The organism is Martelella radicis, from assembly GCF_014196625.1.
Classification (GTDB): Bacteria; Pseudomonadota; Alphaproteobacteria; order Rhizobiales; family Rhizobiaceae; genus Martelella; species Martelella radicis.
On sequence record NZ_JACIDZ010000013.1, the window covers coordinates 20020 to 36043 of the forward strand.

16 protein-coding genes are annotated in these 16024 nt (G+C 60.3%); 6 read left to right on the forward strand and 10 right to left on the reverse strand.

From position 1 onward, the window contains the following. Window positions 1-28: 28 nt before the first annotated feature. Window positions 29-256 (reverse strand): hypothetical protein, encoded by a 228-nt coding sequence (locus GGR30_RS17330; protein ID WP_183488745.1) that lies wholly within the window; start codon window positions 254-256, stop codon window positions 29-31. Window positions 257-586: 330 nt separating this feature from the next. Beyond that, window positions 587-1480 carry a LysR family transcriptional regulator gene (locus GGR30_RS17335; protein ID WP_183488748.1) on the reverse strand — a complete coding sequence of 298 codons (894 nt, stop codon included), beginning with the start codon at window positions 1478-1480 and terminating at the stop codon, window positions 587-589. A 127-nt stretch (window positions 1481-1607) separates the two neighbouring features. Here GGR30_RS17335 and GGR30_RS17340 point away from each other — a divergent pair, with 127 nt between their 5' ends. Continuing rightward, window positions 1608-2054, forward strand: coding sequence for an SDR family NAD(P)-dependent oxidoreductase (locus tag GGR30_RS17340; RefSeq protein WP_210288095.1), 447 nt, complete (start codon window positions 1608-1610; stop codon window positions 2052-2054). A gap of 34 nt (window positions 2055-2088) precedes the next feature. Here the strand turns inward: GGR30_RS17340 and GGR30_RS17345 are convergent, their stop codons facing one another. Further along, complete coding sequence (locus tag GGR30_RS17345; RefSeq protein ID WP_183488751.1) at window positions 2089-4974, reverse strand: Tn3 family transposase; 2886 nt, start codon at window positions 4972-4974, stop codon at window positions 2089-2091. Window positions 4975-5100: 126 nt separating this feature from the next. Between GGR30_RS17345 and GGR30_RS17350 the strand changes: the two genes are divergently transcribed. Then, on the forward strand, window positions 5101-5715 hold the full coding sequence (locus GGR30_RS17350) for a recombinase family protein (protein WP_183489100.1): 615 nt from the start codon (window positions 5101-5103) through the stop codon (window positions 5713-5715). 91 nt (window positions 5716-5806) lie between these two features. Here the strand turns inward: GGR30_RS17350 and GGR30_RS17355 are convergent, their stop codons facing one another. The 3 genes from GGR30_RS17355 to GGR30_RS17365 all read right to left on the reverse strand — a co-directional run bounded on the left by GGR30_RS17355 (window position 5807) and on the right by GGR30_RS17365 (window position 7879). Then, window positions 5807-6244, reverse strand: a complete 438-nt coding sequence (locus GGR30_RS17355; protein ID WP_183488754.1) for a DoxX family protein — start codon at window positions 6242-6244, stop codon at window positions 5807-5809. A 68-nt stretch (window positions 6245-6312) separates the two neighbouring features. Then, window positions 6313-6969, reverse strand: a complete 657-nt coding sequence (locus GGR30_RS17360; RefSeq protein WP_183488757.1) for an NAD(P)-dependent oxidoreductase — start codon at window positions 6967-6969, stop codon at window positions 6313-6315. A 67-nt stretch (window positions 6970-7036) separates the two neighbouring features. Further along, window positions 7037-7879 carry a pirin family protein gene (locus tag GGR30_RS17365; RefSeq protein ID WP_183488760.1) on the reverse strand — a complete coding sequence of 281 codons (843 nt, stop codon included), beginning with the start codon at window positions 7877-7879 and terminating at the stop codon, window positions 7037-7039. 95 nt (window positions 7880-7974) lie between these two features. On the opposite strand from GGR30_RS17365, the gene GGR30_RS17370 reads away from it, so the two are divergent. From GGR30_RS17370 to GGR30_RS17380, 3 genes are all read left to right on the forward strand, one after another. After that, window positions 7975-8874, forward strand: coding sequence for a LysR family transcriptional regulator (locus tag GGR30_RS17370; RefSeq protein ID WP_183488763.1), 900 nt, complete (start codon window positions 7975-7977; stop codon window positions 8872-8874). 603 nt (window positions 8875-9477) lie between these two features. Beyond that, on the forward strand, window positions 9478-9681 hold the full coding sequence (locus GGR30_RS17375) for a Rossmann-fold NAD(P)-binding domain-containing protein (protein ID WP_183488766.1): 204 nt from the start codon (window positions 9478-9480) through the stop codon (window positions 9679-9681). Window positions 9682-9685: 4 nt separating this feature from the next. Continuing rightward, entirely contained in the window at window positions 9686-10672 is a 987-nt protein-coding gene (locus GGR30_RS17380) for an amidohydrolase family protein (protein WP_183488769.1), read from the forward strand. 267 nt (window positions 10673-10939) lie between these two features. Here the strand turns inward: GGR30_RS17380 and GGR30_RS17385 are convergent, their stop codons facing one another. Together GGR30_RS17385 and GGR30_RS17390 are read right to left on the reverse strand one after the other, a co-directional pair. Further along, complete coding sequence (locus tag GGR30_RS17385; protein WP_183488772.1) at window positions 10940-11575, reverse strand: SAM-dependent methyltransferase; 636 nt, start codon at window positions 11573-11575, stop codon at window positions 10940-10942. After that, window positions 11572-12966: an MFS transporter gene (locus tag GGR30_RS17390; RefSeq protein WP_210288096.1), complete on the reverse strand. Its 1395-nt coding sequence runs from the start codon at window positions 12964-12966 to the stop codon at window positions 11572-11574. The genes GGR30_RS17385 and GGR30_RS17390 overlap by 4 nt, the downstream gene beginning before the upstream one ends. A 102-nt stretch (window positions 12967-13068) precedes the next feature. Between GGR30_RS17390 and GGR30_RS17395 the strand changes: the two genes are divergently transcribed. Then, window positions 13069-13473, forward strand: coding sequence for an Rrf2 family transcriptional regulator (locus GGR30_RS17395; protein ID WP_183488775.1), 405 nt, complete (start codon window positions 13069-13071; stop codon window positions 13471-13473). Window positions 13474-13611: 138 nt separating this feature from the next. Here GGR30_RS17395 and GGR30_RS23755 read toward each other — a convergent pair whose 3' ends face one another. Both GGR30_RS23755 and GGR30_RS17405 read right to left on the reverse strand, forming a co-directional pair. Further along, entirely contained in the window at window positions 13612-13809 is a 198-nt protein-coding gene (locus tag GGR30_RS23755; protein ID WP_425488365.1) for a CopG family ribbon-helix-helix protein, read from the reverse strand. Next, the gene (locus GGR30_RS17405) at window positions 13802-16021 is read right to left on the reverse strand and encodes a DotA/TraY family protein (RefSeq protein ID WP_183488781.1); all 2220 of its coding nucleotides are present in this window, start codon (window positions 16019-16021) and stop codon (window positions 13802-13804) included. The genes GGR30_RS23755 and GGR30_RS17405 overlap by 8 nt, the downstream gene beginning before the upstream one ends. Between the last annotated feature and the right edge of the window lie 3 nt (window positions 16022-16024).

Genomic DNA, 16024 nt, shown 5'->3' on the forward strand with positions numbered 1-16024 from the left:
CGCTCGGTGCTTCAGGATGATATCAACCTTATCGTTCTTGTGGAATTGGAATGATGCGAGCGCTCGCCTCTTTGCTTTCGCTGTCCCGTTGTTTTCCCAACCGAGCCGGGCCGAACTTGCGGACAAGAGCGCGCTTCCTGCCGATTGCACTGCCCTTGTCGCGTCCTTTGCTGGCGTCGCAACCGGTCAAGACACCGATATCGAAGAAGACGATGGCGGCTGCAGCGGCACCAACCTGTTTTGGTCCGAGTGTCATTCGGCGCGCCACTCGGACTCCGCACACTTTAAGTATTTCAAAGACTTATCGTGCCTATCGGCGTCGAACCCCTATGCTCATTTTCAGCTCGCCCACGTGATTCATTCGTATTTCATTCTTTAATTAGCATTTGCAGAATGGTGAATGGTCCTCACTCCTTTGTGCCGGGTCCGTAATTTGGCCTGCTTTGGGAATGACCAGGATGAGGCAGGGAGCGGAAGGCCGGCTGTTCCGGCGATCTCGCGAGAAGCAGACTTGCGATGGGCCTTTGCAACCGATGGATATCAAGTGGAAGCCAGCTTGGGCCGGATTTGCCTGCACGCTCCCGGCCTAGGATCGGCCTGCTTCTTTGGACCGCACGGTTGAAAAAACCATTTCGCGAAACCAGCGCTGTTGCGGATCGGCGTCCAGTCTTGGATGCCACATGGCGGATATTGTGATCCCGGGCACCCGGACCGGTAGCGGGACCTCGATCAGATCATCACTCAGGACAGACGCCGGGATTTGCGCCACGAGATCCGACCGGCGCGCGACATCCATCGCATCTGGGAAGCCGGCCACTACCGCCACAATTCTGCGGGAAAGCCCCAATTCTGCCAGAGCCTGATCAACAGGACCCGCCCACAGGCCTCGGCGCGATGCGACGACATGCAGGCAATTGGCGAACCGCTCCGGCGTCACCGGACCGCTCAGCAACGTGTGGCCAGGGCGCACGGCGGCAATGAAGCGGTCCTGGAAGAGCGCGCGGGTTCGGATTTCCGGAGCGAACGCACCAAGCACGCCGATTTCGAGGTCAACGGCACCCTCGCGAAGCAGCGTTGCATCCTTCGCCGGCTTTGACGCCATAAGAAGCCGGGCCTGGGGAGCCGCTTCCTGCATCTTGACGATCAGAGCTGCCGCAAATCGGTGGAAAAACCCCTCATTGGCACGGAGCGAAAAGGCCCGGTTCAATGCCGCAGGATCGACCTTGCCAGACAGTGGGGCGAGAACAGCGCTGACTTCGGCAAGAAGGCCCGACACCCTATCGCCGAGTGCCACGGCATGAGGTGTCGGCACCATACTCATTCCAGCCCTGACGAACAGAGGGTCCCCGGTGGCCGTCCTCAATCGCGACAAGTTTCTGCTCATCGCAGAGACACTCAGACCAAGCCGTTCGGCCGCCTGAGTGACGCTGCCTGTCTCGAGAAGCGCATCCAAGGCACGCAACAGGTTCAGATCGATCATGGCGGGATGATGCGATTGTGTTGCATCAAACGCAAGTACTTGTTGAACTGCATGCGTATGGAGAAAGAAGTGACAACCTCCTACCTTCGAACCTGACTGTTGAAGAGTAGAGAACGGAGACTATCCCATGAAACGCATTCTCATCATCGGCGCCTCCCGCGGCATCGGCCTTGCCGCGGCGGAGGAATTCGCGACCCGTGGCTGGCACGTCACCGGAACTGTCCGCGGTACAGCCAAGACCCCTCTTCATGATTTGCGCACGGCGAGGCCGACTGCCATCGATATCGCTTCGGTGGATATTACAGACCGGGATCAGATCACGGCGTTACACCAGCAACTGAAAGGTCAGAGCTTCGACATCCTGCTGGTGAATGCTGGTACCGCCAACACCAACCAGAACGAAACGATCGCGGAAACGACCACGGAAGAATTCACGCGTGTCATGGTGACCAATGCGCTGAGCCCGATGCGGGTGGTCGAAGCCCTGAGCGATCTGGTGATGCCGGAGGGGGACAATCGCTGTCATGTCTTCCGGACAGGGCAGCGTCGCGGAAAATACCAAAGGCGGCCATGAGGGGGTCGTTTGCAGGACGGGGCGGAATCCTACGCTAAGGTTTCGGCCAACGATATTCTCCGGTGAGATTGATGTGTTCCCAACCGAGCGGCGAGACATGGGCCAGTAAATCGGGTGATAACGGCTTTCCGGCTCGTTTCTGGTTGGCGACGGCTTCGCCGAGCTTCATGGTGTTCCAGAAGATGATGATGGCGGCGAGCAGGTTCATGCCGGCAATACGGTAGTGCTGCCCTTCTGCCGAACGGTCGCGGATTTCACCTCGCCGATGGAAGCTGATAGCCCGTTTCAGCGCGTGATGCGCTTCGCTTTTGTTAAGACCGATCTGGGCGCGGCGTTGCAGATCGGCATCCAGAATCCAGTCGATCATGAACAAGGTCCGCTCGACGCGGCCAACTTCCCGCAAGGCTGTGGCCAGTTCGTTTTGCCGTGGATAGGAGGCAAGTTTGCGCAGGATCTGGCTTGGCGCAACGCTTCCGGCTGCAATGGTGGCGGCGATACGCAGGATGTCAGGCCAATTGCGCTCGATCATGGCCTGGTTGATCTTGCCTCCGATTAAACGGCGCAGATGAGCTGGTGCTGTCGATGGATTGAACGCATAGAGCCGTTTGGATGGCAGGTCCCGGATACGAGGAGCGAACCGGTAGCCGAGAATGGCGCATGCAGCAAAGACGTGATCGGTGAAGCCTCCCGTGTCAGCGAACTGCTCGCGGATATGACGGCCAGCATCATTCATGAGTAGGCCGTCAAGGATATAGGGAGCTTCGCTCGCTGTCGCGGGAATCATCTGGGTCGCGAAAGGTGCGTATTGATCGGATACGTGGGTGTAAGCTTTCACACCCGGTGTATTGCCGTATTTCGCGTTGACCAGGTTCATGGCCTCGCCTTGCTCTGTCGCCGCGAAGAATTGCCCGTCGCTCGAGGCCGAGACACCCGCGCCCCAGAATTGCGCCATAGGTAACGCCGCCTGCGCCTCGACCACCATGGCCAGCGCCCGATCGTAGGCCTCGCCCTCGACATGCCACCGCCCAATGCGGATCAATTCCCAGAAGGTGTGGGTATTGGTCGCATCTGCCATCTTCCGAAGGCCGAGATTGATCCCCTCCGCGAGAATGACGTTCATCAGTCCAATCCGATCGGCGCAGGGCGCTCCCGTGCGCAGATGGGTGAAGGCTTCGCAGAAACCGGTTGCAGCTTCCACCTCAAACAGGATGTCGGTAATCCGCGTAGACGGGACCTGCTTATAGAGATCGAGAACCATATCCTCGCCACCAGACGGCGCGGCGGCTTCGAGCTTCTCGATATGCAGGACGCCGTTCTCGATGGACCCACCGGGAATTGTGCCCGCGAGAGCGGCGCGACCAAGCTCGCGTAGCCGTAATTCGAGCCGGGCTTGCCGGTCCGCCAGCCATTCCTCCGGCCGCAATGGCACAGCCAGGCGGCCGCTTTCGGCCAACGCCTGCGCCGGCACGAGTGCGTGTTTAAGATCACCATAGCGCCGGGACCTTGCAAGCCAGATATCCCCAGAGCGGAAGGCATCGCGCAGATGGAACAGGACTGCGATCTCCCAGAGGCGAGTGTCGCCGACCACCTGTGTGCGAAGATGACGATGCCATTTCGAACTCGGGCGCAAAAAGGCCGTATGCGCGGCATTGTTCAAGCCAGTGCGTAGGGCCGTAACCGCTTCTAGAAGCGGCTGCGCGACCGGCGCAACCCGGAGATCGAGCAGGCGCAACATGCGAGGAGCATAGCGGCGGAAACGGTGATAGCCGTCCATTACATGGTTGAGGGGATCGTCCGCCATAGTGGCGGTCAGCCTGGCTGCCATCGTGACAAGGGTTTTGAAGCCGTCCCAGCCTGATCCGCTTGCGATGACGTCGCCCAGCGGCTCCCCATCATCCTGTGCATCGACCAGCGCGCTACCGATTTCGGCGAAAGATTTCAGGGTGTCGCGCACCGCGTTCGCCTCGTCGGCGACCTTCGCCTGGCAAATACGCTCTGAAGTACGGTAGAGCTTGCCGACGATCCGGTCATGGGTCTCAACTACCGCGTCGGCGAGCATCGCCTGCCATTCCGCGGAGCAAACAGCCAGAATTGCAAGCCGCCTGTCCTCCGGGAGATCACGCATGCCATCAGCATAATACCGCTCGCCCTGCCTACGCAGACGTGTCACCCGATGAGCAGGAACACCGGCCAGCAGATTTTCGGGAAGATCCACACGTTGTAGGTATTCGAGCCGGTCGAGCAGCCGGTTGGCTGACGAAGAGTTCGACCCCGGCTCGAACTGCCGCAGCCACACGAAGCGCGTTACCCGATCGTCGGCCGTGTCCTCGAGCAATGCCAGCAACTGTTCCCGGCTGGGCACGGACAGCCGACCTGCGATCCTGGTCTCGATCCGCCGCTCGGCATCGACCAGAGCCGTGGCGCAAAGACGCTCGATCGTCGATGTCGCGGGAAGGACCGTGCGGGTGCGTCGGCACTCGGCCACGAAGCGGATGGCTATATCCTCGTTCGACACCGCCATCTCGGCTTCCCGAAACAGCCATTCCTTTAGCTCTCGCGCACCGCGTCCGGAGAAGGTGCGGAATCGGTAGAGCGTCCGCAACTCTGCAAGATGCTCATGTCGCGTTTCTTCACGGGAGGCATAGTCAATTAGATCGTCGGAATGCAGGCCGAGCTGCGCTCCGATAAATTCAACGACCTCCGCCGGTATCATCTCGCCAGGCGCCAGTACCCGGCCGGGATGGCGGAGGACACACAATTGGAGAGCAAAGCCAAATTTGTTGTGAGCGCGCCGGCGCTGCCTGATATGGCCGAGATCCTCATCGCTCAGCGTGTAGTGCCTCAGCAAATCCGCCTGTGAAGTCGGCAGGCGCAACAGTTCATCCTTCTGCCGATCGGTTAGAGTGACGCGACGCGGCATTCATGTTCCTTTTTCAAAATCCGACGGTGTTAAAGATGCTTTGTTTATGAAGCTGGTATGAGATACATTTCCAGTGAACAAATCATCCATGGCTCGCCCGCCGCCTCAAACCAACGTTTAAGAAACATGCTGATCGGATATGCCCGTGTCTCAAAAGCTGATGGCTCGCAATCGCTCGACCTGCAGCACGACGATCTGCGCGCCGCCGGCGTCGAGCAGGAAAACATCTATGAGGATCGCGCTTCTGGCACTTACGATGATCGGCCAGGTCTGGCAGCCTGCCTGAAAGCTTTGCGCGATGGCGATGTGCTGGTGGTCTGGAAGCTTGATCGCCTCGGGCGGTCGCTTGCTCACTTGGTCAATACCGTGAAGGATCTGTCGGAACGCAATATCGGTCTGCGGGTGCTGACCGGGAAAGGCGCTCAGATCGACACCACGACCGCATCAGGCCGCATGGTGTTCGGTATCTTCGCTACCTTGGCCGAGTTCGAGCGGGATTTGATCCGTGAGCGCACCATGGCCGGGCTTGCCGCCGCCAGAGCCCGTGGTCGCAAGGGGGGGCGAAAATTCGTCCTGACCAAAGCGCAGGTGCGTCTTGCCCAGGCCGCCATGGCCCAGCGCGACACTTCCGTTTCCGATCTGTGCAACGAACTCGGGATTGAGCGCGTCACATTGTATAGATATGTAGGTCCGAAGGGCGAACTTCGGGACCACGGGAAGCGCGTTCTCGGCTTGGTGTAGGGTTTCGCGCCATCCCGCAAACTTCCCCTATATAGCTGTCCTGGGATAAAGGACAGACCACGTCCGGTGTCCCTGGCCCTGGATGTCCGGGTCAGGCGCGGGGCGTAATCGGCAACTTGCGGGTCCGGCCCCAGACGACGAAGGCGGCGATGGCCAGCGCGATCATATTCATCGGCAGGACTTCGATCTCACCCCGGTAAATATGAAAGGCGATCGCCAGGATCTGAATGGCGACGAAGCCGAGCGCCGCGAGAGGCGTCAGGGAGGGTTTGATGCGCGTCAGTGCCGGAAGAAGGATGCCAATCGTCCCGGCGAGCTCGCAAATGCCAATGAAGCGCAGCAACAGGAACGGAATCTGGGTGGCATAGTTCAAACCCATGGCCGGCAACGCGTCCGGGGGCATGAATGTCTTCAAAGTGCCGGCGAAGCCGTAGAAGACTGCGAGGAGGATCTGCGCGGCCCACAGGCCGATCTGCCATTTGAATTGATTGGGCCGCAACGAAGCGCTGCTATTGGCAATACTGGACATTGTCTGTTCCTTTGATTGTGCGATTGATGGCAAATCGGGCTACTGGGCGCGCCGCTAAGAAGGCCGCCTCAGTAAGCGACGCCGATCTGCGCCCTGTGGCGGGTCGGGCTCTCGATCTCGTCGAGGACCGCACGGGCATAGTCGATGCCGCTGATCGCCGATTTTCCGTTCTCGTCGAACAACGCGACGTCGTCGCCGATCCGGTAGCGGCCGAGATCCTCGCCCGGCTGCCAGGCCGAGAATTCCATGGCCGGCGACACGAACAGCCAGTCGACCCCGGTCGTATCGGCGAGAAGGTTGTTCAGGACGTCCAGATTCTCCATTGCCTCGGCGACAACCTCGGCAGGAACCTCAGCCGGGAAGCTCTCGCCCTCCAGCATGCGCGGCGCGCCCGCCGTGCGCCGCAGGCAGGAGAACCCACCGACCAGGACGAGGCGAGCGCCCGCATCCGCGGCCTGCTTCGCCAGATCCGCATAGACCTTCACGAGAGCGCCCTTGTTGGCCCCACGTGGGGAGAACGCGCCGACGATGACATCGGCGTCGGCGATCGACGCGCCCGCGCCCTCGACGCCGGACGCGACATAGGTGACGTCCGGGATCGGCTCTGCGGGCACGGACCGGCTGACCGAGGTCACCTGATGGCCGCGCTTTATCGCTTCGCGCGCAATCGCCGAACCGGCATAGCCGGTCCCGCCGATGACCGTGATTTTCTTGGATGCAGTCATAATGGAACTCCTGTTTTGATTTGTGTTCGATGGTAAAGCAGCAGCGATTTCCAGGGGAGTGCGCCTGCTAGACAGGCTCCAGCCGGCCCATCTGACCCGACTGGAAGCGCAGGCGAGCGCTCCGGATACCGGCCGCGTCGTTCATGATGAAAGGCCCCTCGGCGAACACGGGCTCATTAAGTGCCGGTCCGGACAGCAACAGGGCATGCACGACCCCTCCGGCGGAGCTGAGACGCACCTCTCCCGTGCCGGAGATCGCAATTGCCGTCTCCGACGGCAGACGATGCACTTTCTCCTCGATCACGACGTCGAGTTGGCCTTCGAGGACGTAGATGACGCTGTTTTCGCCGCTGGCGAGGGGATAGGCGACCTGGCCGATCAGGAAGGCGTCGAGGATGCTGTACGGCTCGACCGGCTCGATCGGAGAACGGACATTGCCGAAGCCGCCGACCAGAACGCGAATGCGGTCGCCGGCCTCATTCCGCCATTCCGGAACCTGTGAGGAGAGCATGTACATCGTCTTCGGATCTGCGAGCTTGTTGCTCATGCTGAGATTGACATAGATCTGCGCCCCATGCAGTTCGCTGCCGGGCACCGCCGGCACCTCCTGATGTTGCGCGCCGCGTCCCGCCTGCAGCCAGACAATGCCGCCCGGACCGATCTCCAGGTCATTGCCGAGGGAGTCGCGGCTACGCAGCGCCCCTGGCGAGTCCTCGAAAATATAGGTTATGGCTGAGAAGCCGGCATGCGGATGCGGCCCGAAGGGCTGACCGGACACACGGAAATTATCGAGCAGCGCGAGTGGTGCAGCGAGGCCATTCATCCGCTCAAGGCCGATGGCATTGACCGAGAATATGCCACCGCTGCTGTGGCGGCGCGCTTGGACGATTTCGGACACTTGCGTGGCCATGACTTCACCTCATGATTTGTGAAGCCGTTATCATCCGTTGCGTGCTATCGGACAATCCTATATGTTTCGATATCATGTATCGGAAATATCATTAGATGATCGACGGCTTTTCCCTTGATCAGCTGCGAACCTTCGTGGCCGCGGCCGATACCGGCAGCTTTTCTGCAGCGGGACGGCAGCTTGGCCGGGCACAGTCGGTCGTCAGTCAGACGGTCGCCAATCTCGAGAGCCTGATCGGTGTCGCGTTGTTCGACCGGAGCGCCCGCTATCCTGTGCTGACCAAGCAGGGGCGGGCGCTGCTCGAGCAGGCACGAGCAGTCACGGGGGCAATGGATCAGTTCAAGGCGAGCGCACGAGGCTTGTCGGATGGCTTGGAGCCGGAACTCAGTGTCGTGATCAACGTCCTTTTTCCGACCCGCGTGCTGACGGAGGCGGTGGCCGGCTTCCAGATGCGATTCCCCGATACGTCGCTGCGCATTTCGGTGGAGGGACTGGGCGCCGTGCTCGAACTGGTTCTCGATGGAACCTGCGCGTTTGGTATCCGCGGTCCGATCGGCGGAGCGCACCCCGATCTCGGCAGCGAATACTTGCTGCAGGTCGGCTATCAGATGGTCGCCGCGCCCTGTCATCCGCTGGCGCATTACCGTGGCCCGATTCCGACCAAGACGCTCGGGCAGCATGTTCAGCTGGTTCTGTCGGACCGTTCCAAGCTGACAGAGGACAAGGATTTTCGCGTTTTTGCACCGAAGACCTGGCGACTCTACGACCTTGGTGCAAAGCACGCGTTGTTGAAGGCGGGGCTCGGCTGGGGCGGGATGCCGGTCGAGGTCATCCGTGATGATCTCGATAGAGGCCTTTTGGTTCCGCTTGAGATTGCCGACATGACGATCGCCTCAAACATTACCATGTCAGCGATCTACCGCACGGATACGCCACCCGGTCCCGCCGGCCGCGGCCTCATCGAGGAGCTAGTAAAGGCATCGTCGCGGCCTTGAGGGGCGTCTGATCGCCCGGATTGCGGCTCGGCCCACGAACGGGCATCAACGAGCCGACCGCGCAGTAGCAGCGATCGGAGCTTGCGAGGAATGCAACGGTCTCAGCCTGCCTTGGTCGCCTTGGTTCAACTGAGCAAATTCTCGAACAGTTCGGGTGTGAAGAGCTCATACACGGCCATGAAGTCGCTGCCGCGGATATGGATGGCCTCCCACGCATTAGCGGTAGGTGGTTCGCCAAGGATCATACGCAGATGTTCGAAGCCCCGCGCGCCGACGACCCAATCGAAGGCAACGAAGGCTGCCGCCTTTTTTATGAACAGCTTGCATGCCAGTCGGAATGCGAAAAAAACCTATGGCTCCGCGCCGAGATCCATCCAACCCGCTGAATAGAGGGTGCCGCTACACTGCCATAGTCGGCTGGCAGGTAGCGGGCGACATTTACGAACTGCCCCATGGGAGCCTGAAGCGCGACCGATCTCTCCTCAGGCTTGATGGTGTTGAGCGCGTCCTAATCCTAGCCCGAGCTAAGCGCAGGATTCCGCCCCCTACCGCAACCACCCCCATGAGGTCTATCGCGGGTCCAAGGCCGCTTTGAACCAGTATATGCGCAGCTATGCGATCCGCGAGGGTGAAACGCGCCCGATGCTGCTGATCGCGCCTGGCTGGATTCAGACCGAACTCGGCGGCGCCGAGGCCCGCTATACGCTGGAAGAATCGGCACCGAAGCTCGTGGATCTGGTCTTGGCGCAAGAGGGCCGACCCGGCCTGCGTTATCAGGACCGGGACGGCCGCACAGTGGCTTGGTGAATCCATGAAAATCATTGCGACCGAAGAGCATATGGTAACCCGCGACGTTGCCTACGCCTGGCACGCCCTGGGGTTGGAAGCCTCTGATCCCGGCGTCGCCTACCATCGGGTGGGCGACATCGAGAAGCGACTGCTCGATCTTTCCGACGGACGGATCGCACGCATGGATGAAGCAGGCGTCGATGTCCAGGTCCTGTCCCTTACCACGCCCGCACTCCATGATCTGGGTCCTGAAAGTGTTGATATGGCGCGGCGCGTCAACGACGTTCTGGCTGAGGCGCTGCAGCGCCACCCCGACCGTTTCGAGGCGATGGCAACCCTGCCTGTCGCGCAACCTGAAGCGGCTGCGCGTGAGCTGGAGCGTTGCATCGTGAAGCTCGGCTTCTCAGGCGCCATGCTCTGCGGACGTGTCGGTGAACGAAATCTCGACCACCCGGATTTCGCACCGATCTTCGAGGTGGCCGGACGGTGCCACGCACCTCTCCTTCTTCACCCGCGTGTCGCTCCCGGCGCGGTGCGGAGCGCCTGGTTTACAGGGCTGGGAGATCGGGTCGAAATGGCCCTTGCAGGCTACGCGATCGGATGGCACCTGGACGCCGGCTTCCAGTTTCTGCGCCTGGTCCTTTCGGGACTCTTCGACAGGCACCCCGATCTGCCAGTCATTCTCGGTCACTGGGGCGAACTCGTGCTCTATTATGTCGACCGACTAGCCTCTGTCGATCGCGTCTCCGGCCTTGATCAATCGCTCGACGCCTACCTGCGCCGGAACGTCTATCTGGGGACCAGCGGAATGTTTTCGTCCGAGCATCTCCGTCGCGCTGTGGGGATCGTAGGCCCGGATCGTCTCCTGTTTTCCACGGACTATCCCTACCAGTACCGACCAGGGGCAACGGCACGAACCTTCATCGAGACATGCGGACTGGAGGGGCGCGAGCTCGAAAACTATGCGTCTGGAAACTGGTTACGGATGAGCGCGGCAATTCTGCGATAAGCCACCGCCGACGACGCGATCGTGCGAGCAGGCACGCAAGCCTTGGAAGCTTCTTATGCAGAACAATTGTAAATGCCGGCTAGGCGCAACAGCGTGAGCGCCCTGTCGGACAGCAGATCATCCTCATCGCGCCGAACAGCCAACCTGACATTCGTCCGTTCGATGGGGTGCTCCAGGTGCCTCAATCGCGAGTGAAAATGCAAAGGAGATCACATGGAGGCAGTCGCGCGGAACGGCGGCTCTCCACCTCAACTTGGGCCGGAGCGCTTAGCCTATTGGGCGTTCCAGAGCGGTAATACTGTCAAGGACCTCGGCAACTTGCCCGCCGGGGCCATGCGCTTCGCGAGGATAATCAGCGATCTCGATCGGAGTCCAATCGGCCAGAGCAAGGGCGTCGGCAACGTCCTGCGCCTTGGGGCGCTGTATTTCCGGATCGCTCCAAGACCATGGGGCCAGACTTCCGTGCCCCGCGATCAGAAACAGGCCACCGGGCGCGACAAGGGTTGCCGCGGCACTGAGCATGGCCGCACGATCAAATTCCAGCGGCGTATGAGTGAACATCGAGAGGACAAGATCGAACGGACCATCGGGGAGCGTCCTGGAAAGGTCATGGCGCTCGCAGGCGATTCGCCCGGCGACCCCGGCCTTCTCGGCGTTGCGCTGCACCGCTTCGAGAGCCGATTGCGATACATCGACCGCAACCACCTGCCAGCCTTTCTTCGCAAGCCAGACCGCGTCGTCTCCGCGCCCGCAGCCAAGGTCTACGGCGCGTCCGGCAGGCCGGCCCGCGATAAGGCGTTCCAACGCTGCGGAAGGCATGCCGCTGCTGGGTCGGGTCATCCCGGACCAATGACGATCCCAGAAGCTTTCGGGTGTGTCGCTTTCGCGTCTGGTCGGCTTCATATGGTTTTCCTTCCGAGTTTGCGCAGGCTGTCGAGCCCGAGGAGCGCGAAGAGGATCGTTGGATAGAGGCAGGCTGCAATCATGGCAGCCAAGGGAGTGCCGTTCGCCGAAAGCCCGAAGTAGATGCTGGAGACGATCGCGATACCGAGTGCGGCGCCGATCTGCTGAAAGGCCTGCAACGCGCCGGAGGCAGCTCCGGATTCCGCCGCAGCGGCCGCGGACATCACCGACTGGAACAGCGCCACCACCACTGTTCCCATCCCGAGCCCGCAGATGAGGAGGGCGGGCATCAGGTGCCACGGCGTGATACCCGTTCCGATCTGCCACAGCACCAGAGCCGTCAGCGTCATGCCCGTCACAAGAAGCCCCGCGCCGATACCGATCCGCCAAGGCAGCGACCAATTGTTCAGGCGAGACGCGTTCATGGAGGCAACCATGACCCCCGCCGGAAACGCTGCCGTCGCAAGCCCGCTTTGTAGGGGCGTCAAGCCGAGGACCGATTGCAGGTAGACCGTCAGCACGAGGAAGAAGCCGGGGATCCCGGAAAACACGCACACGACGCGGCAGAGGCCCTGCATGAAAGACGCATTGCGCAAGAGAATGGTGGGTATCAGAACTGCCCGACCGCGACGTTCGCGCCGCAGCATGTGGCTGAATGTCAGTCCTGCCAGTGGAATGGCGGCGACAAGAACTGCGATCAGCGGCCATGGCCAGTCCATTGCGCGTCCTTCAATTGAAGGCAGAACAAGGCAGACAGTCGTCATTGCGAAGAGCGCCGTGCCGATCCAATCCACCTTCTGCGACCCGGCTCGGTCTGCCGCAACGGTGAGCACCGAGCCGACGACTGCCACCATCCCCAACGGCACGTTCACGATGAAGATGGCGCGCCAGTCCAGGCCCCAGGGATCAAGTGCCATCAGGCCGCCCCCCAGGACCGGTCCGGCCACAGAGGCGAGACTCGACACTGCCGCGAACAGGCCGAAGACGCGCGTCTTTTCCTCCTGCGGAAAGGTCACATTCAAAATGGCCAGGACTTGCGGCACCATCATTGCTGCTGAAAGCCCTTGCACCAGACGCGCGCCGACCAGCATGGTGATGCTCGTGGCCCCTGCGCATGCAGCGGAGGCCAGGGTGAATCCGATCATCCCCCCAACGAAGAGGCGCTTGCGCCCCCAACTGTCGCCGAACCTGCCCATGGGCAGCAGTCCCGCTGCCAGCGCCAGCACATAGATCGCCGCCACCCATTGCAGCTGGGTCGGCGTGGCCCCCAGGTCAGACTGGATGCGCGGCAGGGCGACGTTGACAATGGTAACATCGAGGAGATTGATGAAGCTGCCAAGGCAGAGGAACCCCATGGCAAGCCATCGGGCGCGCGGAGTGGTCACGGTCATATCGAACTCTTGAGCTTGGGACGAATTTCTCGTAACATCGTATGGCACGTGAATGACGAGAGGTCAACCTCTCGTATCATCAAAAGTATCATGAGAGGCATCATGCGAACCGACAGCCGCCTTCCCCGCGTTCTTCATGCACTGTTGCACATGGCCGAAATGGATCGCCCAGCGACTTCGGAGGAGATTGCCGCAATGCTGGGGACGAATGCCACCGTCGTGCGCCGAACTCTTGCAGGACTTCGGGATGCGGGCCTGCTTGCCTCCACCAAAGGGCATGGCGGAGGGTGGGTCCTGTCACGCCCGCTGACCGAAATATCTCTGTTGGATCTGTATAGTGCACTCGGCTCGCCGGAGCTTTTTGCTATCGCTCCGGATGAGGGGCAGCCTACCTGCCTGCTGGCCAAAGCCGCGAATACCGCCACGAATGATGCGCTTCATGCGGCGCGACAGGTATTCAGAGAACGTCTCGCGGCCCTCACCGTGGCAGAGATTGTCAGGGCGTAAGGCAGCCCAAGCCAGCTTTCGATGCCGCGGCGCAGCCGATACGACTGATGTGTGCTTGTCGTGATCAGAATAGTCGCTGAAAAGCAGAAACGCCCGGTTCGATCTGGCAGGGCGTTCTCAAAGGTCGAGTGATCACTGTCAGTTTTGATTGGGCGTTGGAGTTGGAGCTGGCGTCGAGCGCCTTTGGACAAATTCTGCAACGGCTTGACGCATTAGTGCGTGTGGGGTGCTGTCCAGTCGATTAGCCAAGGCGTTCAGTCTCTCGCGCGTATCGACATCCAACCGAACTGAAACGGGCGAGTTGGTGCCAACCATTTCCTGTCCTTCCTTATTCATTTGTTTTAGGGGCCTTGCTTGCAATTCTTTTATTAAAGCCGCCGCCTGCCGAACTCGTCAGGCTGCCCATTGAACCGGCTGTTCCACCAGCGGCGACGTTCGCGCGCATTGCGGCATGCGTGTCGAGATCGCTGACGGCATCCGGCTCGATCAGTCGGAACACCTTACCAGGAAATTCGGCGATCAAGGCAAAAGAGCGTTCCAGCATGACGACATATGCGAAGAGCATAAACACCATGATGGCCAAAATGCCGATGAACCAGGTGATTTGGGTGTAGCTGTCACCAGACAGAGCCTGAGCTGCGGTGATGGCGTAGTAGAAGCCCCCGTTGAGAAGCGTTCCGCCAATCCGGAAGATGATCATGCCCACGAGAAGCCCGAAGAGCATGAGCACCGGTGTTGCCGTCAGCGCCAGCAACATGACGTACCCGCGTCTGGCCTGCCGCCCGCCCAGACCTTCGCCTTCCATGGACAAGTGAGCGATCGCCCACAGCGGTGCGGCGAAGATCATCTCGACAACCAACAGGAAGAAAGCCGTCACGCCGATGACCCATATCACGGTCGGGATCATCGGCAGCACAAATGCCATGAAGTAGCCCGCGACGGATATCCCGCTCAATACCCAGCCGAGGAAGCCGGCGAACGCGATCACGGATTGTCCAAGAAAAGGCACCGCTGCCAGCACCGCGAGCGAAATCATGATGACGCCGCTATAGAACGCCAGCTGATTGCCGACGGCGATCAGGCCCACCATAGGGTCGCCGTCATTGGCAGCCGGGTTCAGAAAGTCGAAGGCTTCGTACAGATTGCCAGCAGACACCATATAGGATGTCATGTCGGCCGTTGAATCCGCAAAGGCTGCGCGCTCGTTGGTAAAGGCGCGAACATTGCTTCTGGCGACGCTCTCGTTCCACCATTCGACCACACCATTATAGGTGCCGGCGAAACTCTCAAGGAATTTCGTGGCGTCGCCCTGGGCTGAACCGAACAGATACCAGTTGGCGTCGTCATACTGCGAGGCAATAGACTCTCCGACACGTCCTTTCGGATTGGCCGTTGCCCCGATCGCGCCACCGGGGGCCGTCTGCGGAATTCCTCCCGCGACGGCGGAAGCGTCGGCGGTAAAGCGGCTGATCAGCTGATAGTAGTAACCCGCTTGCAGCCAACCGCCATCCTTCAGACTGGCAGACAGGTCGATGTTCTGCTCCTTGTCGCCGATGCCGTTGATGTTGATCGTTTCTGTTTCGGATGCCGCGGATTGCACGTCGTTTTGCAGCTTGTCTGTTGCGATATAGTCCTTGAGGATGTTGGCATGAAGTTCGCGCCATTCTGCAAGATCATCTGCAAGGCCCCTATATTCGGGCAACGGTTGCCGTTGAGAAACGGCCAGGGCGACTGAATTCGCCGTCGGCGCATAGTTGTTGGTTATCTGAGTAACTGCGTCGCGCATGGCTTTTGCATAATCGGCGTATGTTTTGTCCGATGACGCAGCGATCCTTTGGAAACCTTTGGTTTCGGAAGGAAGCGTGATTGTGCCGCACGCACCCCGATAATTGGGCATGTCATAAGAGAGCGCCAGGCTGCCGCTGGCGGTTGTCCGCCAGTTTTTGGTAATGCCTGCAATGTCGCCGCCGCCCTTTGCAGCTTCAGCGTTGTAGACAGCCCGGCACATCTCCATGCGCCAAACAGCCTGAATGAACTGACCGTCCTTTTGGGACATGTCCGTGCCAACGATCGGCATATGGTCGTTGAAGACGAGATCCACGCTTTTCTGCCAGAAGTACGATGCCGTGCCCGTACCAAATTGCACCAGATAGGCGGCTGCATGCTGAACGCCATTATACCCCGTTGCAGGGATGGGAATGAGCAGCGCTGCTGCGACCAGTGTGCGGATCGGCGCCCACAGGGATGAATGACGTCGGCCGAGGACTTCGCCGTGGTGCGCGGATTCCATCGTCCCGATAATAATGTTGTAGGCCAACAGGATCGCACCGAGGGCGAAGAACAGGATATTGAAGTCCGAGATCAGCACCGAGATCAGGGTTTTGTCGTTCGGGCCGGGAAAAAGCGGACCAAAAATCATGTTCAGATAGGTATTCGTCCGCTCGTCGCCGCCGCCGGAGAGAATGTCCACGACATCGATTTCCTGTGCGAACGCGCCGGAGCTGGTAAAGATGAAGGCCAGGGGCAGACCTTTTAGAAATCGCCGCAAGGT